Annotated in this window: 4 protein-coding genes; all 4 read left to right on the forward strand. The window is 59.3% G+C overall.

Annotated features, from left to right (window positions below):
* The first annotated feature begins 621 nt into the window (after window positions 1-621).
* The 4 genes from H6650_21275 to phpK all read left to right on the forward strand — a co-directional run bounded on the left by H6650_21275 (window position 622) and on the right by phpK (window position 26,335).
* Window positions 622-6,213, forward strand: coding sequence for a type I polyketide synthase (locus H6650_21275; GenBank protein MCB8954544.1), 5,592 nt, complete (start codon window positions 622-624; stop codon window positions 6,211-6,213).
* Window positions 6,214-6,265: 52 nt separating this feature from the next.
* Window positions 6,266-12,898 carry a type I polyketide synthase gene (locus tag H6650_21280; protein MCB8954545.1) on the forward strand — a complete coding sequence of 2,211 codons (6,633 nt, stop codon included), beginning with the start codon at window positions 6,266-6,268 and terminating at the stop codon, window positions 12,896-12,898.
* Between the two features lie 4 nt (window positions 12,899-12,902).
* Window positions 12,903-23,780 carry an amino acid adenylation domain-containing protein gene (locus H6650_21285; protein ID MCB8954546.1) on the forward strand — a complete coding sequence of 3,626 codons (10,878 nt, stop codon included), beginning with the start codon at window positions 12,903-12,905 and terminating at the stop codon, window positions 23,778-23,780.
* Window positions 23,781-23,923: 143 nt separating this feature from the next.
* On the forward strand, window positions 23,924-26,335 hold the full coding sequence (phpK, locus tag H6650_21290; GenBank protein MCB8954547.1) for a PhpK family radical SAM P-methyltransferase: 2,412 nt from the start codon (window positions 23,924-23,926) through the stop codon (window positions 26,333-26,335).
* Window positions 26,336-26,339 lie beyond the last annotated feature (4 nt).

The raw sequence follows: 26,339 nt of genomic DNA on the forward strand, positions 1-26,339 counted from the left end.
TCTCAACCAAGCCTGGGTGTGGATAAGAGTCAAGTCGACGGGTCGTGATATCGAGCGACATTTCCACTGCCAAATTTCCAAACGACAACTGAATACATGCAGCACCGCGCTAAGGCCATGGCGTTTTGCCTGGGTTGCCACTGTGCCACAGCCTACTCATAAGGGGGAAGAGCTTGTGGTATGTGTCTGTACGCCGCCAGTTCCTCTTGGAAACTGATGTTCGCGTCGCTGCACGCAGTTTTCACCCGCTTCGTAACCATCCATAAATAAGTTTCCGGATGGGAAGTGCGTATTAGATGATTACTTTGATAATGTCACATTCGCATATGCAGAGAAGTTTTCTTCTAAACCCCCAGATATGCCGGTTTCACGAAATTGATCTATCTGAGTTACGGGATTGAATTTCTGGATCAGTCACCGCATATGCCATTCTCAAACTCGCTGACGCACTTCGTATTGCAGAACATTTATTAAATGTGACTATACAGGTCATCTGCCCAGATTGGACCAATTTGCTCTGGTTGAATCTTATTGATGTCTACAAAATTGGTCCAATCTCTCGGAGACGTGAATAGTTACTATTAAATTACTTAAAATTCGATAGTCATACAAAGGATAAATATGGTCAAGGAGAATTCGGAAAGCCAGACCAGCCCCGCGTCGCTGGAGCCGATTGCCATCATCGGCATGTCTTGCCGGTATCCTGGAGGCGTCAACAGCCCAGAGGCGTTCTGGCATTTACTTCGGGACGAAGTTGATGCGATTGGTGAAGTACCGGCAGATCGTTATGACATCGAGCAATATTACGCGCCCGACCGCCAGCCCGGCAAAATCGTCACCCGTGAGGCCGGGTTCCTGTCAGAAGACATCCGCCTGTTTGATCCCCTGTTTTTCGGCATTGCCCCCCGTGAAGCTATTTACATCGACCCCCAACAGAGATTGTTGCTGGAAGTCGCCTGGGAAGCCCTGGAAAGTGGCGGCCAGGTGACCCGAAAACTGGCCGGCAGCAAGACCGGTGTCTTTCTTGGCATGTGGGCAACCGAATACAAGGAAAGAATGTATGCGGCCATCGAAGACCTGACCCTGCACGTCTTGACCGGTAGTTCGCTCTACCCGGCCTCTGGACGCCTTTCCTTTCTCTTTGACTTTCAGGGACCCAGCATGGTGGTCGATACGGCCTGCTCATCATCGCTGGTCGCCATTCACCTGGCCTGCCAGAGTCTGTGGCAGGGCGAATCAACGATGGCCCTGGCCGGCGGCGTCAACATCATGCTCAATCCAGAGCTTTCCATCGCCGAATCCCGTTCTGGCATGTTGTCCCCAGACGCCCGCTGCAAATTTGGGGATGCCGGCGCCAATGGGTATGTGCGCAGCGAGGGCGCCGGCATTGTCGTCCTGAAACCACTCTCGCAGGCGCAGGCTGACGCTGACCCGATTTTCGCCCTCATCCGCAGCAGCGCCACAAACAACGACGGTCGCTCTGGAGGCGTTTTGTCAGCGCCAGGTTACGAAGCCCAGGTCACTCTGCTGCGCGAAGCGTACCAGCGTGCCGGCATCTCGCCCGGCGCGGTCGGGTACATGGAGGCCCATGGCACCGGCACCCCTACAGGGGACCCCATTGAAGTTCGGGCGCTAGGCACGGTCCTGGGTGAAAACCGGGCTGCGGACGATCCATGCCTGATTGGTTCGCTAAAAACAAATATCGGTCACAGTGAACCGGCGTCTGGCGTCGCAAGCGTCATCAAGACCGCCTTGTGCCTGCAGCATCAGGCCATTCCCGCCAGCCTCCATTTTACGAACCCCAATCCCAACATTCCCTGGTCGGAACTGCCGCTCAAAATGCAGACGGCCTTCAGCCAATGGCCCCAAAATGGACAGCCTCTTTACGCCGGCGTGAACTCATTCGGTGTCACCGGCACAAATGCGCATGTGGTGATGCAGAGCGCGCCGCCAGATCTGGCAGCAACCGACGCCATTGACCCGGCAAACGTCCGCCCGGAACTGATCGTGTTGACAGGGCACACGCCCCAGGCTCTGCACGCCGTCGTGGCGGCGTATCAGGCGTTTTTGCAGCCACAAGACCGACGCACCCCTCTTCCGGATTTAGCCTACACAACCACTGTCCGCCGCGCGCATCACAACTATCGCGCCGCCTTTGTGGCCCAGACGCCGGCAGAGCTGAAGCAGCAACTTGCCGCTTTCCTCAGCGACGGAAGACAGCCGTCCTCCGCCGACGAAAGGGACCGCCCGCTGGCGTTCGTCTTTACCGGCATGGGACCACAGTGGTGGGGGATGGGGCGCGAACTGCTGCAGACTGAGCCTGTATTTCGGCAGGCGATTATTGAATGTGACGCCCATTTTCAACCGATAGCCGGCTGGTCGCTCATGAACGCCCTGTTGGACTCAGAGGAAAATTCCCGGATGGCGCGCACCGATGTGGCACAGCCGACGAATTTTGCCCTACAACTTGGCCTGGCGGCGCTGTGGCAATCGTGGGGTATTAAGCCGGACGCCATCATCGGCCATAGCACAGGGGAAATCGCCGCCGCCGCCGTCTCTGGCATGCTTTCTCTGCCAGATGCGCTGCGGGTCGCTTACCATCGCAGTCGGCTGCAACAACTGACGACAGGGGAGGGGAAAATGCTCGCCGTAGGATTGCCGGAAGCGGCGATCCAACCTTACCTGCAAGGCCACGAAAACCTGGTATCCATCGCCGCCATCAACAGCTTCCAATCAGTTACCCTGGCAGGGGACGCCACGGTGCTGGCAGCGCTGGAGACAAAACTGAAGGCGGCAGGGATCTTCGCGCGGTTTCTTTACACGGACGTACCGTATCATAGCCCAAAGATGGACCGCTTGCGGGCGCAATTGCTGGCGGAACTGCAGGGCATAGAATGCCATCCCGCAACCGTACCCGTTTATACCACTGTGGACGGGAAACGGGCAGAGACGTCCGCCTTTGGGGCCGCCTATTGGTGGCGGAACGTGCGGCAGCCGGTCCTATTCGCGCAGGCGATCACACAGATGATTGGCGACGGATACCACCATTTCCTGGAAGTCGGCCCACACCCGGTGCTGGCCATGTCGATCCAGGAATGCCTGCAGGAGGCGCGACAAGCAGGCAGCGTCATACCCTCCCTGCGTCGTCAATATCCAGAACGTCAGTTGATGCTGCAATCGTTGGGCGCATTGTTCACGCTCGGCAAAGATGTGGCCTGGGAACGTGTGTGTCCGCGGGGACGTTGCCTGGGCCATCTCCCGCTTTACCCCTGGCAGCGCTCCTACGTCTGGTATGACCAGGATAGTTCGGGGAAGAACGGCAGCGTCCGCCGGCGCAAGGGGCAGACCCGTTCCCCGGACGCATCTCACCCCCTGCTGGGTCAGCACATCGCCTCCGCCAGCTTCCCCGGAACACATTTGTGGGAAACGATGCTGCCGGCTGAACCGGTAGCCTATCTCACGGACCATCGCGTCCGCGGCCTGCCCGTGTTTCCCGCTGCCGCTTACATTGAGATGATGCTGGCGGGCAGCGGCGCGGTTTCCGCTGTCCGCCAGCATACGCTGACGGATATCGTTTTTCATGAAGCGTTTTTATTGCCGGCACACAATCAAAACGCGCTCCAACTGACGCTGTCGCCGGGAACGGGCGACCGGCAGCAGTTGCAGATTCATTCGCGCCCGATCAGCGACGGTCATCAACAATCGGATTGGACGCTGCACGCCTCCGGCCAGATCTCCGCGGGCAAAGAAACGATGCTGCCGAAAAGGGATCTCCCACATCAGACCCCCGCGGCCAATCAGGAAACGATTTCCACGGCAACGCACTACAACTACATGCGGCAACGGTCGCTAGAGTACGGCCCGGCTTTCCAACGCGTGGCGGGAATCTGGCCGCTTTCGGCGACCGATGCAATCGCAAAAATCCAGTTGACGGCTCATGGCGGCGCTGACGGCGCCGGATATTGTCTGCACCCAACCCTGCTGGACGCCGGTTTTCAGGTTTTGCTTACTCTGGCCATCAGCCGTCTGAATCTCCCTGATACCGCCATGTATTTGCCTGTGGGCGTGGAGCGGTTGGATTTCTACCATTCCTGCACCGATGAAACAGCCTGGTGCCAGGTTACGATGACGCCGCGGGTGGAAGATGCCGGCATCGTCGGCGATATTCGCTACTTCGATACGGCAGGGCAGGTGCTGGCCGAAGTGCACGGGTTGCGCTGCCAGAAAATAGAGCGCAGCACCCGCGACTTATTGGCAGACTGGCTATACGAAGTAAGCTGGCGGCCTCTGCCGTTTGACCACGACGCGGACGGGATGCCGGCGACGCCGGGCACCTGGATTATCCTGGCGGACACAGGCGAGATCGGGCGGGATGTAGCCCGACAATTAACGGCTAAGGGAGACCATTGCGTGCTCGTAGAACCGGGCGCGACGTATGAACGCGTCGCCGAAGCGCAGTACCGGATCGACCCGGCAGATCCACAAACGTACCAAAGATTGCTGCAAGATTGCCTGAGCCACGACCGCCCCGCCTGTCGCGGCATCGTCAATCTTTGGGGCTTGAACCGGCAAACCGCGCACCCGGAGATGATGCTAGAAGAGATATGGGCCGCGCTCTCCCTGGCGGGCCAGAGCGTGCTGGGATTAGTTCAGGCGATCAGCGTATATCCGTGGACGGAAATGCCGCGATTGTGGCTGGCAGCCAGCGGCGCACAGAGGGTGACAGAGGATGACGCGCCGCCGCGCGTCGATCAGGCCGCTTGGTGGGGGTTAAGTCAGGTGATCGCGCTGGAGCATCCGGAACTCAAAACGGTCTACCTGGACCTGGACGCCGGACAGCCAGACCAGGCCGCATCTGCCTTGTTCGCGGAATTATGGCGGCAGGATAGAGAGACCGCGGTTGCCTGGCGAGGAGAGACGCGCTTCGGGGCCAGGCTGGGTCGCTGCCCGGTGCCCCCCGAGGCAGAAACAGTAACGGTACATGCCCACGGCAGCTACCTGATTACGGGCGGTTTGGGCGGTTTAGGTCTACAGGTTGCCCGCTGGTTATCTGAAAAAGGCGCCAGACATGTGATACTGACCAGTCGCCGGGGCGTGCTGGATCAGGCGCAACAGGCCATTGTGACCCAACTACAACAGAACGGGACCAATGTGGTCATCGCCAGGGCCGACGTGGCAGCAGCGGCGGACGTGGCGCAGCTACTGGCTGAAATCAAGCAGAATCAGCCGCCTTTACGCGGTATCGTGCATGCGGCTGGCGTGATCGAGGACGGCATTCTCCGCCAACAGCGTTGGGATCAATTCGAGCGTGTGCTGCTGCCGAAGGTAGCCGGAGCGTGGTATTTACACAACCATCTGCGAGATGAGGCGCTGGATTTTGTCGTTTATTTCTCGTCGATTGCCTCGTCATTGGGGTCGGCAGGACAGGGGAATTACGCGGCAGCCAACGCCTTTATGGACGCTCTGGCCGGCTATCGACGCGCCAAAGGATTGCCGGCATTAAGCCTGAACTGGGGTCCGTGGGCTGAAGTTGGCATGGCGGCGCGGGGCAGCGAGCGGGACCAGGCGCGCTGGCGGGACGTTGGCGTGCAAGCCATTATGCCGGCAATGGGCGTTGCCGCGCTGGAAGCACTGCTGCAACAGCCAACCGCACCGCCATCTGTGACGATTGTGAACGTCAACTGGGGCCAATATCTACAGCAGTTCTCGCAGCATGAACCACGGCCCTTCTTCGATGCCTTCCGCGCCGCCGTCTCCGAACAGACGGCGGCGGCGCGTGGGAAATATCGGCAGCAACTGGAAGCGTCGCCCATTCACAAACGTCGCGGGATGTTGATCGAACATGTGCGCCGGCAGATCCAGGAAGTCCTACGCCTGAGCGCGGCGCAGAAGATCGGCCCGCGGCAACGGATATTCGACTTGGGCATGGACTCCTTGATGGCCCTGGAGTTACGAAACCGGTTTGAGTTCAACTTCGACCGCCCTATCCGGCGAGCCACTCTGCTTTTTGATTACCCGACACTCGAAGCGTTGACGGATTACCTGATCGCCGAGGTGCTGGACCTCCCGTTTTCCGCCGAACCCTCCCCTCGCCCGGAAGAAAGCGCGGGAACAACAACAGAGACTGATTGGGATTCCCTTTCACAAGATGCCATCGCCAGTTTGCTGGCAGAAAAACTGTCCGCCATCCAGCAACATAATGGACGAAAGTAGTCGCGCTGCCTGGATTGGTTCATTCTCTATGAACCAATCTGAACCCTGAATTATGCCGGCATACAACCCACCACAAGATCATAATTATCGCGCACTGATGCAAAACGCCCTGCGGGAACTGGATCGGTTACAGACCAGGCTGCAGGCCGTGGAACAGGCCCGGACAGAACCGATTGCCATCACAGGCATAGGCTGCCGGTTTCCCGGCGGCGGGCACGACCCTGAGCAGTTCTGGCAACTGCTACAGACAGGGAAAGACGCTATTCGTGAAATTCCGCCGCGGCGGTGGGAGCAGGACGCATTTTTCGATCCTGATCCAGAAGCGCCGGGCAAGATGTACACGCGGCACGGGGGATTCCTCGAGCAAGTAGACACGTTTAGCCCCCAGTTTTTTGGCATCTCACCGCGAGAGGCGCTGAGCATGGATCCACAGCAGCGCCTGTTGTTAGAAGTGTGCTGGGAGGCGCTTGAGGGAGCGTGTGTGCCGGCAGATCGCCTCCTGAAGACGCGAACAGGCGTTTACATGGGCCTGATGTCCAATGATTACCTGCAGCGGCGGATTGATTACGATGATCCCGCCAATTTTGACGCTTACATGAGCACAGGCAATGAGTCCAGCTTCCTGGCCGGGCGCATCTCCTACCTGCTGGGCATCCAGGGACCGAGCATGGCCGTGGCCACCGCCTGTTCCTCCTCCCTGGTGGCCATTCACCTGGCGTGCCAGGCGCTCCGTTCCGGCGAATGCGACATGGCGTTAGCCGGCGGCGTCAACCTGATTCTACATCCATGCACAAGTATCGTCCTATCCAAGATGCAGGCGGTCGCGCCCGATGGACGCTGTAAAACGTTCGACGCCACAGCCGACGGGTACGCGCGTGGCGAAGGGTGCGGCGTCGTCGTCCTGAAGCGGTTGTCACAGGCGCAACGAGATGGCGATCTGGTGCTGGCGTTGATCCGGGGCACAGCCATCAACCACAATGGCCCCAGCGGCGGCGTCACTGTGCCCAACGGACCGGCGCAAGAAGCGTTGCTACGCCAGGCGCTGGCGAACGCCAGCGTGGATCCCGCATCTGTGGGCTACGTCGAGGCGCACGGAACCGGCACCTCGCTGGGCGACCCGATTGAAATACAGTCGCTATGGAACGTACTGGGCGAAATGCGCCAGCCGCGGCATCCCCTGATCGTCGGCTCCGTGAAAACGAATATCGGCCACCTGGAAGCGGCAGCCGGCATCGCCGGCGTGATCAAAACGGTATTAAGTTTGCGGCATCAGACAATCCCCCCGCACCTGCATTTCCACAATCCCAACCCGCACATTCCCTGGCAGTCGATGAACTTGCAGGTTCCGGCAGCGTCGATCCCCTGGCCCCTGATCGATGGGCGACGCATTGGCAATGTCAGCTCGTTTGGTCTCAGCGGCATCAATGCCCATATCGTACTCGAAGAAGCGCCGCCGGCGTCTCCTGCCCCCACTGGTGAGCAAAGACCCCTGCACATCCTCACCTTATCAGCCCGATCATGGCCTGCCCTGTCTGATCTGGTCGATCGCTACAAAAACCACCTGGCGGCGCATCCTGATCAGCCATTCGGCGACGTCTGTTTCTCCGCAAACACCGGGCGAGCGCACCACACCCACCGGCTGAGCATCGTCGCCGCCACCGCCGCCGCCGCCCGTGAACAGCTGGCCACATTCCGCCCTCATCAGCCGCAGCCGGTCGCGGGCGCGGCAGTCGGCGTCCGCTATGATGAGGATGCACCGCCCATTGCCTTCCTGTTTACGGGCCAGGGAGCGCAATATGTGGGCATGGGAAAGGCGTTGTACGATACGCAGCCCGTATTTCGTCAGGCGCTGGCGCAATGTGACGCCATCCTGCGCCCTCACCTGGACGCGCCCCTCCTGTCCATCCTGTTCAGCGCCGAAAGCGACACGTCCCCCTTGCTTCACCAGACCGCCTATACGCAACCAGCCCTCTTCGCGCTGGCGTATGCGCTGGCGCAAATGTGGATCGACTGGGGAATCCGACCTGCTGTTCTGCTCGGCCACAGCGTCGGCGAATATGTGGCGGCCTGCCTGGCGGGCGTCTTCAGTCTGGAGGATGGTCTGCGGCTGATCGCCACCCGCGCGCGCCTGATGCAGTCGCTGCCACAAGAGGGGGGCATGATCGCCGTTATGGCGGCGGAAGAGCGCGTTCTGACGCATTTGCAGCCTTATCGGCAAGACGTTTCTATCGCTGCCATCAACGGCCCGGAAAGCGTCGTCCTATCGGGAACAAATGCCGGCATCCAGGCCATGACCGCCATTCTGCGAGACGAAGGTATACGCGTGACCCCTCTCTCCGTCTCCCACGCCTTTCACTCCCGTTTGATGGAGCCGATACTGGCTGATTTTGAACTGGCGGCGCGGGCGGTTGATTTTTCCGCGCCCCAAATAGACCTGATATCCAACGTAAGCGGCGCCTGGGCAGGCGAGGAAGTGGCCCGGCCCGATTACTGGACCAGGCACATTCGCCAACCGGTGCGGTTTGCCGCCGGCGTCCAGAGGATCCAGGAACGGCATGTCCATCTGTTCCTGGAAATGGGTCCAAAACCAACCCTGTTGGGGATGGCGCGGCAATGCCTGCCGGCGGCGGAGAACCATTGGCTGCCCAGTTTGCGACAGGATCGTTCGGACTGGCAACAGATACTGGAAAGCCTGGGCGCATTATACGTTCAAGGGGCGCCGGTGGATTGGTCCCGTTTCGACCGCGATTATGGGCGACAGAAGGTGTTGCTGCCAACCTATCCATTCCAGCGGCAACGGTACTGGTTGCCGGACAGGAGGCGGCAACCGCAAAAGATCGGACAGCCTGGGCGGAACACGGGTCACCCGGTCTTGGGACAGCGATCGTTCTCCGCTGCCCTGCGGCCCAAAGAGTACCTGTTTGAGTCGGAAATTGATGCCGGCATACTTTCCATTCACGACCATCGCCTGTTTGACACGCCGGTCGTGCCAGCTTCCATATTCATGGAAATGGCCCTGGCGGCCGGCAGGGCCATATTTCCCACCGGCCAACTGGCATTGCAAGAGTTAGCCATTCACCAGCCGCTGTCGCTACCGGAAACGGAGACAAAACGGTTGTCCCTGTTACTGCAACCGGCGACAGCCTCCGCATACGCTTTTGAACTGCTCAGTCTGGCAGCGGATGGAGAAGAACCAGCCTGGGTCCGCCACGCCAGCGGCAACATCCGCATCGACGAAGATACCGCCGCGCCCGATCCCGATATTTTCAACGGCCCGATCGCCGAAAAGAACTGGCTGGACGTAGACGTGCAGCAGCTTTATCAGCAGTGCGAAAGCCGGGGTATGCAGTATGGTCCGGCGTTCCGCGCCGTCAGCAGATTACGCCGCGATGGGCAGGAAATCCTGAGCCAGGTTAATCTGCCGCAAAACAGGACCACGGAAGATGCCGACTTTCTGCTGCACCCCATTCTGTTGGATGCCTGCCTGCACGCATTGTGGGCGGCCATGCCGGAATCAACGGCGATTTATGTGCCCGTTTCGATTGCCGAAGTAAGGTGCTTTCGACCTGCCGGCATTTCTCTCTGGTGTCGGGCGCGGATTGAGGCCGACCAGCCCGCCGACCCCGCGGCGCTAACAGCCACCCTGCACCTGTTTGACGACGACGGCGCACCGGTAGCGGCCCTCACCGGCGTGCAGCTACAGCGGGTCGAGGGGAAGATGCGCCGCCACTCCCCTGCCACCGATTGGCTATACGAAGTTTCGTGGAACCCGTCGCCGCTGGCTGGCCAGACGCCCACCCTGGCAAGAGAGGAATCCGGCGACTGGCTGCTGTTCTGTGATCGACAGGGGGTGGGCCGGCAACTGGCCCAGGAAATGAAGACGCGCGGACTGCGCCCGATCCTGGTATTCAGCGGAAAAGCGTTTGCCGCCCAGGCAAACGGCACGTATATCGTCAATCCCGCCAGTCCGACCGATTTCCAGCAGTTGTTGCGCCGGGAAAACGGTTGTCGCCGGATCGTGCACTGCTGGAGCCTTGATGAAGCCGCCTGGGACGACGCGGTTCCCGCCACGGCGCAACTGGCGGGTTGCGGCAGCGTGCTGCACACTATCCAGGCCATCCCGCAACAGCCGGGGGCAGACCGACCGCGGGTCTACCTGGTGACGCGCGGGGCGCAGTTTGTCGCCGCGGCGCCGGCGGCTGTGAACGCCTGTCAGGCCCCGGTGATCGGCCTGGCGCGGACCATCGCCCTGGAACACCCGGAACTGGCTTGCACCCTGATCGACCTGGATGCCACAACCGACGCCGCGGCTGCGCCGCGGCTCTTGATGCCAGAGCTGCTGGCCGCGGACGTGGAGACGCAGATCGCCTACCGGGGAGAGATGCGGTACGTGGCCCGGCTGCAGCGGTTTGTCGCGCCCGATGAAACGGCGCAGCCGCTACCCATCCCGGCCAACCAGCCCATCCGCCTGCAACTGTCGCCCACCGGTATCCTGGAGAATATGCGGTTTGTGCCCCTGAAACGACGCGCGCCAGGTGCGGGAGAGGTGGAAATCGCCGTGCGGACGACTGGGTTGAACTTCCGAGACGTGCTGTACGCATTGGGTATGCTGGCGGATCATGGGGAGACGTTCAGCGGCGGAATGGGAGACGCATTGCCTGCCGGCCGCGAATGTGCCGGCACAATCACGGCCATTGGCGCCGGCGTGACCCAGTTTCGCGTGGGCCAGGACGTCATCGCCGCCATGACCGTGCACGGCCTCAGCAGTTACGTGATCGCGGACGCGCATCTCGTCATCCCCAAACCGGCGCACCTCTCGTTTGCCGCGGCAGCAACGATCTCCATCGCCTTCCTGACGGCCACTTACGGACTGTGCCGCCTGGCGCGGATGCAGGCCGGCGACCGGGTACTCATTCACGCCGCCGCCGGCGGCGTGGGCCAGGCGGCCGTCCAGTTAGCGCAACGGGCCGGGGCAGAGGTGTTTGCCACCGCCAGCCCCGGCAAATGGGCGTTCCTTAAATCGCAAGGAATCCAACACGTCATGAATTCACGCACGCCTGATTTTGCCGCGGAAGTGCAGCGACTGACGGATGGGCACGGCGTAGACATCGTGTTGAACAGCCTGAATGGTCCGTTTATTCCGCAGAGTCTGGCGGCGCTGGGGAAAAATGGACGCTTCATTGAAATCGGCAAGATCGGCGTCTGGGACGCCGACCAGATGGCCGCCGTCAGGCCAGACGTGCGCTATTTCCTTTTCGATTTGAGCGAGATTGTGCAGCAGACGCCGGCGCACATCACGTCCACTCTGGCAGAACTGCGCCAGCTATTGCAAGCGGCGGAGATCCGACCGCTGCCGCACAAAATCTTCGCTTTGCAGGACACGGCGGCGGCCTTCGCGTTCATGGCCCAGACGAACCACATTGGCAAGGTCGTCATTTCGCGGCAGGAAGATGCCGGCAAAGCCCTTCCACCCATCGTCCGACCTGACGCCAGCTACCTGATCACCGGCGGGTTGGGCGCGCTAGGTTTGCAGACAGCCGCCTGGTTGGCGGCGCAGGGAGCGCGTTATCTGGTGCTCACGGGCCGGCGCGGCGTCACGACTAAAAGCCAGGCAGAAGCCGTGCAGCTACTGGAGGCCGCCGGAGTGCAGGTGCGGGTGGCGCAGGCGGATGTCTCCCGGTATGCAGAAGTGGCGCGCCTGGTGCAGGAAATCGAGCCAGATTTTCCTCCTTTGCGGGGCATTGTCCACGCCGCTGGCGCGCTTGACGACGGTGTTCTGACACAGCAAACGTGGGAACGATTCCAACGTGTGCTGGCGCCAAAGGTTCGCGGGGCGTGGCATTTGCATCGAGCGACGCGATCCTTGCCCCTGGACTTTTTTGTTTGTTACTCCTCGGTAGCATCCTTGTTGGGGACATCCGGGCAGGGGAGTTACGCTGCCGGCAACAGCTTCATGGACGCCCTCATGGTGCAGCGCCGTCTTGATCATCAGCCAGGGTTGAGCATCAACTGGGGGCCGTGGGAAGATGCCGGCATGTGGGCCGACGCATCCAACCACCATCGGTCCGTCTCCCGCGTCGTGCAAACAATCGATCCGCCGCGTGGATTCCAAGTTATGGAAACCTTGCTGCGTGCCGACGTGGCTCAGGTCGGGGTATTGCCCATTGATTGGCGCGCCTTCAGGCAACATTTCCCGTACAACGCGCACCTTCCGTTTTACCAGGCACTCCAGGCGACCCCGTCCGCCGCTGAGTCAAGCGATGCGCGCCGCTTTATCGAAACACTCAAAGAAGCGCCAGCCTACCGGCGACCGGAACTGCTAGCAGAATACGTCCAGGGCCAGATTGCCAGAGTCCTCGGCTGGACGGCGGCGAATCAGATTGAACCCCGGCAGCGAATCATCAGCCTGGGCGTAGATTCGCTCATGGCGGTTGAATTGCGCAACCGGTTGGAATACGACCTGGCTTGCTCCTTGCGCTCAACGCTCTTGTTTGATTACCCCACCGTGGAAGCGCTCGCCGCCTACCTGGGAGAAACCCATCTACACCTGGCGGCAGCGGAGGAAAAGGAAAGCCAACAACCAGAAACGACGCCCATGCCGGACACCCTGGCGCAATTACACGAACTGTCGGAAATGGAAGCAGAGGCGTTGCTGCTGGAACAACTAGAAAGGATGCAGTTGTAAACATATGGAACCAGGCGCAGCACAGCAGGCAACACAGCAGGCAGCACGGCAGATAGAAACCCTGTCCCCGACAAAGCGCGCCCTGTTGGCCCTCAAAGAAGCGCAAAACCGCCTGGACGCGGCGGAATATGCGCGGATTGAGCCGGTGGCTATTGTGGGCATGGGGTGTCGATTCCCTGGAGGTGCGCGTGATCCCCAATCCTACTGGCAACTATTGATCAATGGCGTTGACGCGATCACGGAGATCCCCGCTGACCGCTGGCCGATCGCGGCGTTCTACGATCCTGACCCCAACGCGCCGGGCAAGATGACGACACGTTATGGGGGTTTTCTGGAAGACGTTTATGATTTTGACCCGCAGTTCTTCCAGATCACGCCACGCGAAGCATTCAACATGGATCCACAACAACGTTTGTTGTTGGAAGTCAGTTGGGAAGCGTTGGAGAACGCTCACCAGCCGCCGGACACGCTATTTGGCAGCGCCACCGGCGTTTTCATGGGCATCAGCAGCGTCGATCACGCCTTGATCACGGCGCGAAAAATCGAGGCGATAGACGGCCATTTTGGCACCGGCAACGCGATCAGCATCGCCGCCGGGCGGCTGTCTTACGCGCTGGGAGTGACCGGGCCGAGCATGGCCGTGGACACTGCCTGCTCCTCGTCCCTGGTAGCCATTCATCTCGCCTGCCAGAGTCTGCGTCAGCGGGAGTGCGATATGGCCCTGGCCGGCGGCGTCAACGTGTTGCTCGCGCCAGAATTTACCATCAATTTTTCTAAGGCGCGGATGCTGTCGCCCGACGGGCGCTGCAAAACGTTCGCGGCGGCGGCCAACGGTTATGTCAGGAGCGAGGGGTGTGGTGTCGTTGTCCTGAAACGGCTGTCGGACGCCGTTGCTGCCGGGGATGCGATCGTGGCCGTTATTCGCGGATCAGCCGTCAATCAGGATGGGGCCAGCGGCGGATTGACCGTGCCCAGCGGACCCTCGCAGGAACAGGTCATCCGGCAGGCGCTGGCAAACGCCAGGGTCGATCCGGCGCAGGTGAGTTATATTGAGGCGCACGGAACAGGCACTTCTCTGGGCGACCCCATCGAAACAGGTGCGTTGGCTGCCGTGTTCGGGCAGTCCCATTCAACGGCGACGGCGGCGGGGCTGTTACTGGGTTCTGTGAAAACGAATATCGGTCACCTGGAGGCGGCTGCCGGCATTGCCGGCATCATCAAAGTCGCCCTGGCGCTACAACATCAACGCATCCCCCCCCATTTACACTTCGATACGCCCAATCCCCATATTCCCTGGGATGCCCTGCCGATGACGATTCCTACCGAACAACACCCCTGGGAACCACGCGGCGAGCGGCGAATCGCCGGCGTCAGCTCATTTGGATTCAGCGGCACGAACGCGCACGTTGTTTTAGAGGAGGCGCCGCCACGCCCACCGCAGGACCGCGGCGCCTGGGAGCGACCGGCCCACTTGCTGCCGCTGTCGGCCAAGACAGACGAGGCGTTACGGCGGTTGGCTCAAAAATATGCGGAGCAAATAGCCACCAACAGGAGCGTTGACGTCGGGGACCTCTGTTTTTCGGCAGCCACGGGCCGCTCCCACTTCCGCCACCGGCTGGGTCTGGTAGCTGATTCGGCGGCCCAACTCCAAGCGGGATTAGACGCCTTTCTGGCGGGTGCGGACTTGAGCGGCATGGTTGCCGGGGTCGGGGCGGAGACACACCCGACGCCAAAAGTCGCCTTTCTCTTTACCGGCCAGGGGGCGCAATATGCCGGCATGGGGGCCACGCTGTACCGGACGCACCCCCTGTTCCACGAACTACTCGATCAATGCGATCAGATTCTACGCCCTTATCTGCCCCAATCACTGCTATCCGTCCTCTACGCCACCGCAGATGAACCGGGAACGCTGACCCAAACTGCGTACACGCAGCCGGCGCTGTTCGCGCTCGAATATGCACTGGCCCAGGTATGGCAATCGTGGGGGGTGAAGCCGGCCATGTTGCTGGGGCACAGCGTCGGCGAGTACGTGGCGGCCTGCCTTGCCGGCGCGTTTTCGCTGCCGGATGGTTTGCGCCTGGTAGCGGAACGGGCGCGGCTGATGCAGGCTTTGGCGGCAGATGCCGGCAAAATGGCCGCCGTTTTCGCCGATGTAGCGCTGCTTGAACCGTTCATTCAGCCCTACCGGCGGCAGGTAGCAATTGCCGGCAACAACGGCCCGGCAAACGTCGTGATCTCTGGACAGCGCCAGGCGATAGACGCCATTCTGGCCGCGTTGTCGCAGCAGCAAATTGAGACGCGCACGTTAGCCGTCTCCCACGCGTTTCATTCTCCGCTGATAGAACCGATGCTGGACGCATTTACACAAGTCGCCAGCCAGATCGAGATGCGACCTTTGCGCCTGCCGGTGGTATCCAACGTGACCGGCGAGGTGATGCCGCCAGGTCATCAATTGACGCCCGCCTATTGGCGGCGGCACACGCGAGAAGCCGTTCAATTTCGCAGCGGAATGCAGACGCTTCTGGCCCACGGAAGCGGAATCTTTCTGGAAATGGGGCCGAAACCCGTTTTGCTGGGGCTGGGGAAACAATGTTTGCCCGATCCATCGCTGCTGTGGCTGCCCTCTTTGAGGAGCGGGGTCGATGATTGGCGCGTGCTGTTGTCCAGCCTGGCAGATTTGTACACCAGCGGCGTGACAATTGATTGGCGCGCCTTCGACGATGGGTATCAGCGACGCCCGCTAACTTTGCCGACCTACCCATTCCAGCGCAAGAAGTATATGTCCCCAACTATTGAAGGTGATTTATCGATGACGTCTGCAGAAAAACAGCCCATGAATCAGCCGGAACAGAAGCCACGGCAGGAGATCGTCCTGGCCCGATTGCAGTCCGTAGTGGCCCGCCTGATGCGGCTTTCGCCCCAAGACATTCACACCACGACCACTTTTCTCGAATTGGGCGCCGATTCAATCATTTTTATCGACGCCATTCGCGTGATTGAGAAGGTATTCGGAATCAAGATCGGTGTACGACAGCTCTTTGAGGAGTTGACAACGCTGGAACTGCTGGCCGGCTACATTGACGCCAATCTGCCTGGCGATTGGACACCGGAAGACGAACCAAAGGAAAAGGCCGCGGGGCGGGCCACGCCGGATATTGGGGTGGCGGCGATCACGCCTGCGCCCGTTATGCCGGCATCCTCCCCCACCCCGGCGACAATCCCGGTGCGCCAGCCGGCGCCGGTTGAGCCGCCGCGACCGGCAACAACAATTGCCGCCGCGCCGCCGCCGCGCGTGAATGCCGGCAATCCCCCTGTTGGCGGCAACCTTGAACAACTCATGATGCGCCAGTTGCAGGTGATGTCCGAGCAGTTGCATCTGCTGCGCGGCGGCGTGGCGGCGGACCTGCCGCAACCGGTGCAGACGCCAACGATGCCGGCAGAGGAGCCGCCTGGCGCAACGTCGGCGAGCCTGATCAACCCGGTACAGATGTCGCCCGAAAACGATCCGGCGACAGTGCGGCAACAGGCGACGTCCCCATTTGTGCAGGCGGGAAGCGCCGCGGTCAACCTGACGCCGGAGCAGACGGAATACGTGCAAGCATTTATCCGGCAGTACACGCAACGCACCGCCGGGTCGAAAGAACTGGCGCAAACGTATCGCCCCGTCCTGGCCGACATTCGTTCTATCATGGGTTTTCGCCAGGAGTTAAAGGAGTTGTGTTACCCAATCGCCGCTGATCGTGGTCAGGGGACGAACATCTGGGACGTAGACGGCAACCGGTACCTGGACATTGCGATGGGGTTTGGGGTTCATTACTTCGGACATGGGGCGTCGTTTATCGAACAGGCGGTACAGAGGTATTTGCAGCAGGGAATCCAGGTGGGTCCGCAATCCGACATTGCCGGCGAAGTTGCAGCCCTGATCTGCGAATTGACGGGGGTCGAACGGGTCACCTTCTGCAACACGGGAACCGAATCCGTGATGACGGCGATTCGACTGGCGCGCGCCGTCACGGGACGTGCGCAGGTCGTCCTCTTCAAAGGGTCTTATCACGGTCATACCGATACGACGCTGACCGTTTCCCGCAAAACAAATGGGGCCATCAAAACGGATCCCATGGTGCCGGGCATTCCGCAGGGCGTCGCCGACGACGTGCTGGTGCTCGAATACGGCGACGCGGACGCATTGGCGATCATTCGCGCGCGGGCATCACAACTGGCAGCTGTGCTCGTGGAACCGGTACAAAGCCGCAAGCCCGACCTGCAACCGGGCGCGTTTTTGCGCCAGTTGCGGGCGCTGACACGGGAGGTGGATGTGCCCCTCATTTTTGACGAAGTGCTGCTCGGTTTCCGCATTCATCAGGGAGGGGCGCAGGCATGGTTTGACGTTGAAGCCGACATCGTCACCTATGGCAAGGTGATCGGAGGCGGATTGCCCATTGGCGTTGTCGCCGGCAAGGCGAAGTATATCGACGCCGTTGATGGCGGCATGTGGGGGTATGGGGATGATTCCTACCCGCAGGTGGCGACTTCGTTTGTTGCCGGCACTTTCTGCAAACACCCCCTCTCGATGGCCGCCGCGAAAGCGGTGCTCAATCGCCTCAAAGCCGCCGGACCGGCCCTGCAAGAGCAGCTCAATCAGAAAACAACCCGACTGGCGGAAACGTTGAATCGATATTTTCGGGAACAAAACGTCCCGATGCAGATTTCCCACTTTGGATCCCTGTTTCGCTTCACGCCGTTGACGAATTTCAGCATATTTTATCAGCCGCTGGAGTTTGACCTGCTTTATCACCATTTGATTCATAAGGGCGTCTACCTGTGGGAAGGGCGGACCTGCTTCTTGTCCACGCCGTTTTCTGAAGATGATTTCAATCACCTCGTCAGCGCCTTCAAAGAAAGCATCGCCGAAATGAAGGCGGGCGGATTCTTTCTCTCGTCCGCCGCAGGGGCAAAGAGTGCCGTATCGCCGCAAGCTGTGGTGGAAAATGCCGGCATTCAGACAGCCACAAGCCCATCGCCGCCGCGCGCGCCGGAAGACACCCCACCCCGCTCTCCCAAGCCTGTTCCCGCAACCCGCGAATCAGCCAGCAGCGGATTCTGGGACCGTCACCAGGCGAAACCCACGTTGGGCCGGGCAACTCCCCAGCAGACGCGCGCCAGCGGTAGCGGGTCGCCCACCGGGGAGATGCAATTCAGTCTGTTCTATTTTGGCAGATATGACTCATCCTACGAAGAAAGCAAATACGCGCTTCTATTTGACGGCGCAAAATTCGCCGATGATCACGGGTTTGCGGCTATCTGGCTGCCAGAACGTCACTTCCACGCCTTTGGCGGCCTGTCGCCAAACCCCTCCGTATTAGGCGCGGCGCTGGCCAGGGAGACCCGCCACATCCAATTGCGCGCCGGCAGCGTCGTCTTGCCCTTGCATCACCCGGTTCGCGTCGTGGAGGAGTGGTCTGTTGTCGATAACGTCTCCAACGGACGTGTTGGGCTGGCATTCGCCTCCGGCTGGCATCCGGACGACTTCGTATTCGCGCCGGAATCATTCGGCAATCATCGGGACATCATGTTCCACAGGATAGCGGAAGTCCAGCAGTTGTGGCGTGGAGAACCGATCACCTATCGCGGGGGGGCCGGCAACGACGTTCCAATCCGCCTATTCCCCATGCCGATGCAGCGCCAACTGCCGATCTGGCTGACCATCGTCAACAACCCGGACACGTACGTGGAGGCCGGTAAAATGGGGGCAGGCGTATTGACCAATCTCATGGGGCAGACGGTTGATGACCTGGCGCAAAACATCGCTCTGTACCGGAATGCTCTTGCCGCAAGCGGGCACGACCCGGCGTCCGGTCAGGTCACCGTCTTGTTGCACACCTTCGTCGGGGGAGACCTGGAAGAAACACGAGAGGCAGCCCGCCAACCTTTCTACAGTTACCTGCAATCGGCAATTGGGTTGTTCCAGAACCTGGTAAGAAGCCAGGGATTGGACATCGACTTTGAAAACGTGTCCGAGGAGGACCTGGCGTACATTCTTTCGCTCGCCTATGACCGGTACGTACAGACCAGCGCCCTCATAGGCACGCCAGATAGCTGCCTGTCGGTCATCGAATCGTTGCAGGCGATCGGCGTCGATGAGATCGCCTGCCTGGTCGATTTTGGCCCTGCGCCGGAGTTGGTGCTGGCAAACCTGCCCCACTTAAACACCTTGAAGGAGCGCTGCCGGGCAAATGATCGTTCGGCGACCAGTTCTGCCAATACAGCCGTCAGGGCTAACGGAGATTACGCCCACCCCCCACCCTCCCCTGGGGTGACAATTGCGCGGGCGACTGATTCGCAAAAGCTTCTCTGGGTATTGGCGCAAATCCAGGAGGAAGGCTCCCTGGCGTACAACGTCTCCATCAGTTTACGGTTGCAGGGCAACCTGGACGTTGCCCGATTGAAACGGGCGATACAGACCGTGATACAGCGGCACGAATCATTGCGCACGGGGTTCAGCGCCGATGGCAACTTGCAACAGATCCGCAGCCATGCCGAGCCTGACCTATCGTATGCAGATTTCGCCCACCTGGAGGACCAGGAACAACAGCGGGAAATCGCCGCTTTTTACGCCCAGGAAAGCAGGACGCCGTTTGATCTCCGCGATGGCCCGGTGTTGCGGGCGCGCGTGATCCGACTGGCAGAGACGGCGCACCTGTTTGTGCTCACCTCCCACCACAGTCTGATTGATGGCTGGTCGCTGGGTAACGTGCTCAAGGAAATCGATAACCTTTACCGTCAGGGTGCGCGTGATGGGGATGATGGGTTAATGCCGGCACGCCAGTTTCGCGACTACGTGCAGTGGCAAACAGAAAACGAAGCCAGACCTGAATTCGCCGCCCACGAGGCCTACTGGTTGACACAGTTTTCCGGCCCCGTGCCCACGCTCAACCTGCCCACGGATCGCCCACACCCCCCTATCGTCTCCTTCCGCGCGCAAAGGCAGACGGTTTTTCTCGACGCGGCGCTATCACGCGCCCTGATCCAGGTCAGTCGCAATCACGGGTGTACGCTGTTCATGACCCTGCTCTCCGCCTACGGCGTGCTACTGCACAGGTTGACCGGCCAGGACGACCTGGTGATAGGTTCGCCAGCCGGAGGCCGCGATCTGGATGGCGGCGCGGACATCGTCGGTTATTGCGCCCGTTTGCTACCCTTGAGGAGCCGGCTCACCGCCGATCCCCTTTTCACACATTACCTGAAGATGATGCGCAGCACTTTGCTGGATGCGCATGAGCACCAGGATTACCCGCTGCCGCGACTGCTGGACAGGCTGCAAATCTCGCGCGATTTAAGCCAATCCCCCCTGGTTACGGTCACCTTTAACATGGAACGCCCCATTGACATTGCCACGATTGGTGATCTGCCGGCATCCCTGACGCCCCAATCCATCGGGTTCGCCCCCTTCGACCTGATGCTCAACGCCACCATCGTCAATGAGGAGATCGTGCTGGATTGTGACTACCACACCGATCTGTTTGAATCCGAAACGATAACGCGCTGGCTAAACCACCTGCAAACCTTGTTGGCCGCGATTGTTGCCAATCCCGAACAGCGCGTCAGCGAGCTGGCGCTGTTACCTGAAGCTGAACGAGAGCAGATTCTGTCTTCGTGGAACGAGACAGACACCCCATACCCGGATGACGTATGTATTCATGAACTCTTCGCGGCGCGCGCCGCGCAGACGCCAGACAGCGTGGCCGCCGTATTCAACGGCGGGGAAATCAGTTATCGGGAGTTGAACGAACGGGCCAATCAACTGGCCCATTACCTGCAAGCGGCGGGGGTGGGTCCAGAAGTGCTGGTCGGTATCTGCCTGGCGCGCTCTTTCGACATGCTCGTGGGCCTGTTGGGAATTCTGAAAGCGGGTGGCGCATATATTCCCCTGGATCCGGTCTACCCACCGGAGCGGCTGGCCATCATGTTGCAGGATGCGCAGATCGTCGTCACACAGCAATCGCTGGCGGGTCGGCTGCCCCAGGAGCATAAACGCCTCATCTGTCTGGATACAGAGCAGGAGAAAATCGGGCAGCAGGCAAAAGAAAATCCTACCAGCCACGTCAATCCAGAACACCTGGCCTATATCATTTTCACTTCCGGTTCCACCGGTATCCCCAAGGGCGTGGTTGTACGCCATAAACCCGTCATCAACATTATTGATTGGGTGAACAAAACGTTCCAGATTAATCAACAGGACAGGTTACTGTTTATCACATCGCTCTGCTTCGACCTCTCCGTGTATGATATTTTCGGCATTCTGGCTGCCGGGGGTTCCATCCATATCGCTTCCGAAGCCGACATCCGAGAACCGGAAAGATTGCAGACCCTCTTGTACACGGAGCCGATCACCTTCTGGGATTCAGCGCCGGCGGCTTTGCAGCAACTCGTTCCTTTCTTTGACGCCTCGCCGCCGCAAAAAACCCCGTCCTTGAGAATCGTCTTTCTCAGCGGGGATTGGATACCCGTAACCTTGCCGGATGTCGTGAGAAGGGTATTCCCTCTGGCGCGTGTGGTCGGCCTGGGAGGGGCAACGGAAGCCACCATCTGGTCGAACTACTTCTTGATCGACAGGGTCAATCCAGAGTGGACGAGCATTCCTTATGGGCGACCGATCCAGAATGCCCGCTACTACGTCCTGGACCCTTATTTGAACCCGTGTCCGATAGGCATTCCTGGCGATCTGTATATTGGCGGTCAATGCCTGGCCGCCGGCTATAACGACCTGACCATCACGGCGCAGAAGTTCATTCCCGATCCTTTTGCGGACACGCCAGGCGCGCGGCTTTACAGGACCGGGGATTTGGCCCGTTTCTGGCCGGATGGCCATATCGAATTCCTGGGCCGGGTCGACAGCCAGGTAAAAATCCGCGGTTTCCGCATTGAACTGGGAGAAATAAACGCGGCGCTGCTGCAACATGATCGGGTACGGGAAGCGCTCGTCGTCCCCTTTGGGGATCGTCACCATAAATACCTGACAGCTTATGTGGCCGCCGAGGCCCCGCATCCTCCCGTTGAGGAATTGCGCCGTTTTCTACAGCAGAGCCTGCCGGAATACATGATCCCGGCGCGTTTCATCATGCTCGAATCGCTGCCGGTGACGGTTAATGGCAAAGTGGATCGAAAAGCGTTGCCGTCGCCGGAAGACATGGCGACGGGGAAAGAATCACCCGCGGCGGCGCTGCCGCATACCTCCACGGAAGACGTTCTCTGTACCATCTGGGCAGAGCTTTTTGACAGCGGGATCACCACCGGCGGCAACTTCTTTGAGTCTGGCGCCAGTTCGATCACGATTACGCAACTGGTCGCCCACATCAGGGAGATATTCGGTATCGATCTACCTTTGCGATCGGCGTTTGAGTTTCCCACCGTTGCCGCGTTGGCCGGGGAAATTGATGCGATCAAACAACATGCGTTGGGGTTGGAACTGCCGGCAATTGCCCCTATCCCGCGAACGGAAAGCCTGCCCCTGTCGTTTGCCCAACGCCGTCTCTGGTTCCTGGATCAGCTGGAGGAGCAACAGGGCGCCACCTACAACGAAATCATCGTCGTGCGCCTCAACGGCGCATTACGAATCGACGCTCTGGAAGCCGCTGTGCGGGCAATCATTCAACGCCACGAGGTGCTGCGTACCACATTTAACGTCGCGGACCATGAGCCGGTGCAGACCGTTCACGCCAACTGTCCCTGGGCGCTGCAAACTGTCTCCATGCAGGAGATACCCGCGGCAGAGCAGGAAGAAGCTATCGAACGCCTGGTGATCGCCGAAACCAGGCATGTTTTTGACCTGCGTCACCTCCCGTTGCTGCGCGCGGTACTCGTGTCACTCGCTCCTGACAGCTACGTTCTGTTGTTGATCATGCACCACATTATCTGTGATGATTGGTCGATGGGCGTATTCGTCAATGAAATCGCCACGTTTTACCGGGCCTTCGTTGCAGACAAACCGGCGCCGCTGCCATCGCTAGAGATACAGTACGGGGATTTTGCCCATTGGCAGCAACAATGGCTGCGCGGTGATCTCCTCACGAGGCAGTTGAACTACTGGCGACAGCAACTGGCCGGGGCGCCACCACTGCTGACATTGCCCACCGATTATGCCCGCCCGCGCGTACAACGATTCCAGGGCAGCAGCGAATATTTCCAGATCGACAAGGCGCTAAGCGAGAAGATCAAGGCTTTGAGCATCGCCGCCGGGACGACCACGTTCATGACGCTTTTGGCCGCGTTTTCTGTGCTGCTGGCCCGGTACAGTGGCCTCGAAGACATTGTCATTGGCACGCCGATCGCCAACCGGCGTCACCGGGAAATCGAGCCTCTGATCGGCTTCTTTGTCAATTTGCTCACATTACGCCTCGATCTTCGCGGCAATCCAGGCTTCAAGGCGTTGCTCAGCCAGGCGCGGCAGACGACGCTGGATGCGTACGCCCACCAGGATATACCGTTTGAGAAGCTGGTTGAAGTAATGCAACCAGAACGCAACCTCAGTTATTCCCCCATCGTGCAGGTTGTGTTTACGGTGCAAAATGCACCCATGAACCGGTTGGCGCTGCCTGACCTAACGTTTGCGCCGCTGAAAACAAAACGGATCGTCTCCAAATTTGATTTGACGTTGACGGTTGAAGAAAACGATGCCGGCATGATCGGCGAATTCGAATACAACACCGATCTGTTCCGCAGCACCACCATCAGCCACATGGTCAGCAGTTTCAGCCGGCTGCTGGCGGAGGTTGTGCGCGATCCAACTCAACCTTTATTTGACATCCCTCTGGGGACGGGAGCAACCGACGCCGGACCGCCGACAGAAGCGGACGAGCATATCGAAGAAGCGTTTAATTTTTAGGGCATGTGCCGCATCAAAAGCACTTTTCAATAGGCTGGAAACCGGTTTCTTGGATCGCTTGCGACGAGCGGCATAACAGAAGATGGGCCGATTCAAGAGGCTCAAGAACCGGGTTTTTCTATAGTAAAAGAAGGGACACGACTATGATAGATTGCTTGATCATCGGTTTTAATGACGCTAACTTCGGGGAATATGAGCAGATGATTCGCTCTATGGGGCCAGATTCAGGTCCCTATAGAGACCTGAATCTGGCATTTGTAAAATTGGACGGGCAGCCATACCGGGCGTTGGACATCTACAGCCGGTTGCGGAATGACGGACATTATTATCACAATGCTGATTTCTTGTGGCCCACTATTTTGTACCTGGGCAGCTATCTGCACCAGCGCGGTTTTTCCTTTGATTATGTCAATCTTTTTCAGTTGGAAAAGGAAAAACTGAAACAGAAATTGCTCCAGGAGGATATCCTCACCATCGCGATCACCACGACGTTGTATGTTTCGCCACACCCTATTGTCGAAATCGTCTCTTTCATCAGGCAGTACAACCAAAAAGCCAGGATTATCGTCGGCGGACCCTACGTATCCAACAAAGCGCAGTCTGTAACCAGCAGTGCTGGACTGATTGACGTGTTTAACTACATCGGCGCGGATATTTACGTTATCAACCAGGAAGGGGAGTTCGCGCTCATCAATATTCTGCACGCGCTTAAGAACCAGCGCGACCTGGCGCAGATAGACAATATCGCCTTCAGGCAAAACGGGTCCTACTGCATCACGCGCACGGCCATCGAATCCAACCCGCTGGAGGAGAACATGGTCGATTACGGCCTGTTCCCGGCGCGCGACCTGGGACCGTTCCTATCTTTACGCACGGCAAAATCCTGCCCATTTTCCTGCTCTTTCTGCGCTTTTCCCACCCGGGCGGGCAAGTACACCTACATGAGTGTGGCATGTGTCGAGCGCGAACTGGATGCGATCAAGGCTGCCGGCACGGCAACCCATCTCTATTTCATGGATGACACGTTTAATGTGCCGAAGAAACGGTTCCAGGAAATCCTGCGCATGATGATCAGGAATCAATACAACTTCAAATGGAAATCCTTCTACCGGTCTGATCATGGCGACGAAGAGACGATTGCCTTGATGCAGGAATCCGGTTGCCAGGCTGTCTTTCTAGGCGTGGAGTCAGGAAGCAACACAATCCTGGAAAGAATGAGAAAGACGGCCCGCCGGGAACATTATTTCAAAGCGATCCCGTTGCTGAAAAAAGCGGGCATCATGACCCACGCCAATCTGATTATTGGTTTTCCCGGCGAAACTTATGAGACTGTGCAGGAGACGGTTGCCTTCCTGGAGGAAGCGCAGCCAGACTTTTATCGGGCGCAGTTATGGTACGCCGATCCGGTAACGCCGGTGTGGAAAAAGAAGGATGAGTACGGCATTCAAGGGTCTGCTTTTAACTGGTCGCATCATACGATGGATTCGGCAACGGCCATTGAACTCGTCGATAAACTGTTCTTGTGCGTGCGCAACTCAACGTGGATGCCGCAATGGGGGTTTGAACAGTGGAGCGTCCTCTATTTGCAGGAGAAGGGCATGCCGTATGCGCGTGTCCAGGATTTTATCGACTGTTTCAACGTAATCATCAAAGACAAGTTGCTTCATGCCGGCAAAGAGGAAATCCCTGCCCCGCTGCTGGAGAATCTCCGCCGCAGTTGCCTGTATGATGATCCCGCGGGTCAGAAACCAGACATGGCCCTGAACGAACCATACTCCAGCGCTCGTTATGTCGCCGCGGAAGCGTATTGGCAAAAGGAGTTCCAACACCCATCCCTCTCCAATATCGCCGAGATATGCCGCCAGGCCCCCGACGCTGGCGACAAACAGCTCCTGTCGCTGCCCTGTCCAGTGGATGCCGGCATCTGGCAACAGATTCGCGCCGCCTACCAGGAGCCACTGGCAGACGTCATCCTGGCCGGCTACAGCCTGCTCCTCTCACGGCTCAACGGTCGCGCGGACGCCACCATTGTCATCGCCGGCAATACCACAAGCACCACACACCCATTCCCGGTCCGGTTGCGCCCGGCTCAGGATTTGAGCCGGGCCGCGCTGGCGCGCCAGGCGCAGCAGAAAGTGCGCCAATCGCTCGAACACGCTCTTTTTGCGCTATACATCATCACAAACCCGTATCGACGCCAGGAATTGGGGAGCACGCTGCCGCCTCTGGACGCCGGCTACATCTACACGAAGCGCAACGCCAGACGGCAACCGGTTGACATCGAGACCACCTGGCGACAGTACCGCGACGTCTTCGACGGGATGAAGTTGTGCCTGAGTGTGGTCGCGGATGACGACGGAGCGGATATCGAATTCTTATTTGATCCGAGATGGTTGGGCCTGGAAACAGTGACGCGGTTGTCAATGCTGCTGCAAAACATCCTCACTGCTTTCCATGATAATGCGCACGGGCTGCTCGAAGAAATCGCCAGCGCCACGGCGGAGCAAAATAGGGTCGTGGCGCTGGATGCCACAGAAGAATTCAGCTTTGGGTAAGGGA

Source organism: Ardenticatenales bacterium (genome assembly GCA_020634515.1).
Taxonomy (GTDB): Bacteria; Chloroflexota; Anaerolineae; order Promineifilales; family Promineifilaceae; genus JAGVTM01.

What these genes read in the sequence shown, in the direction of transcription:
- H6650_21275 (MCB8954544.1), top strand. Translation starts at nt 622, where the DNA reads ATGGTCAAGGAGAATTCGGAAAGCCAGACCAGCCCCGCGTCGCTGGAG.
- H6650_21280 (MCB8954545.1), top strand. Translation starts at nt 6,266, where the DNA reads ATGCCGGCATACAACCCACCACAAGATCATAATTATCGCGCACTGATG.
- H6650_21285 (MCB8954546.1), top strand. Translation starts at nt 12,903, where the DNA reads ATGGAACCAGGCGCAGCACAGCAGGCAACACAGCAGGCAGCACGGCAG.
- phpK (MCB8954547.1), top strand. Translation starts at nt 23,924, where the DNA reads ATGATAGATTGCTTGATCATCGGTTTTAATGACGCTAACTTCGGGGAA.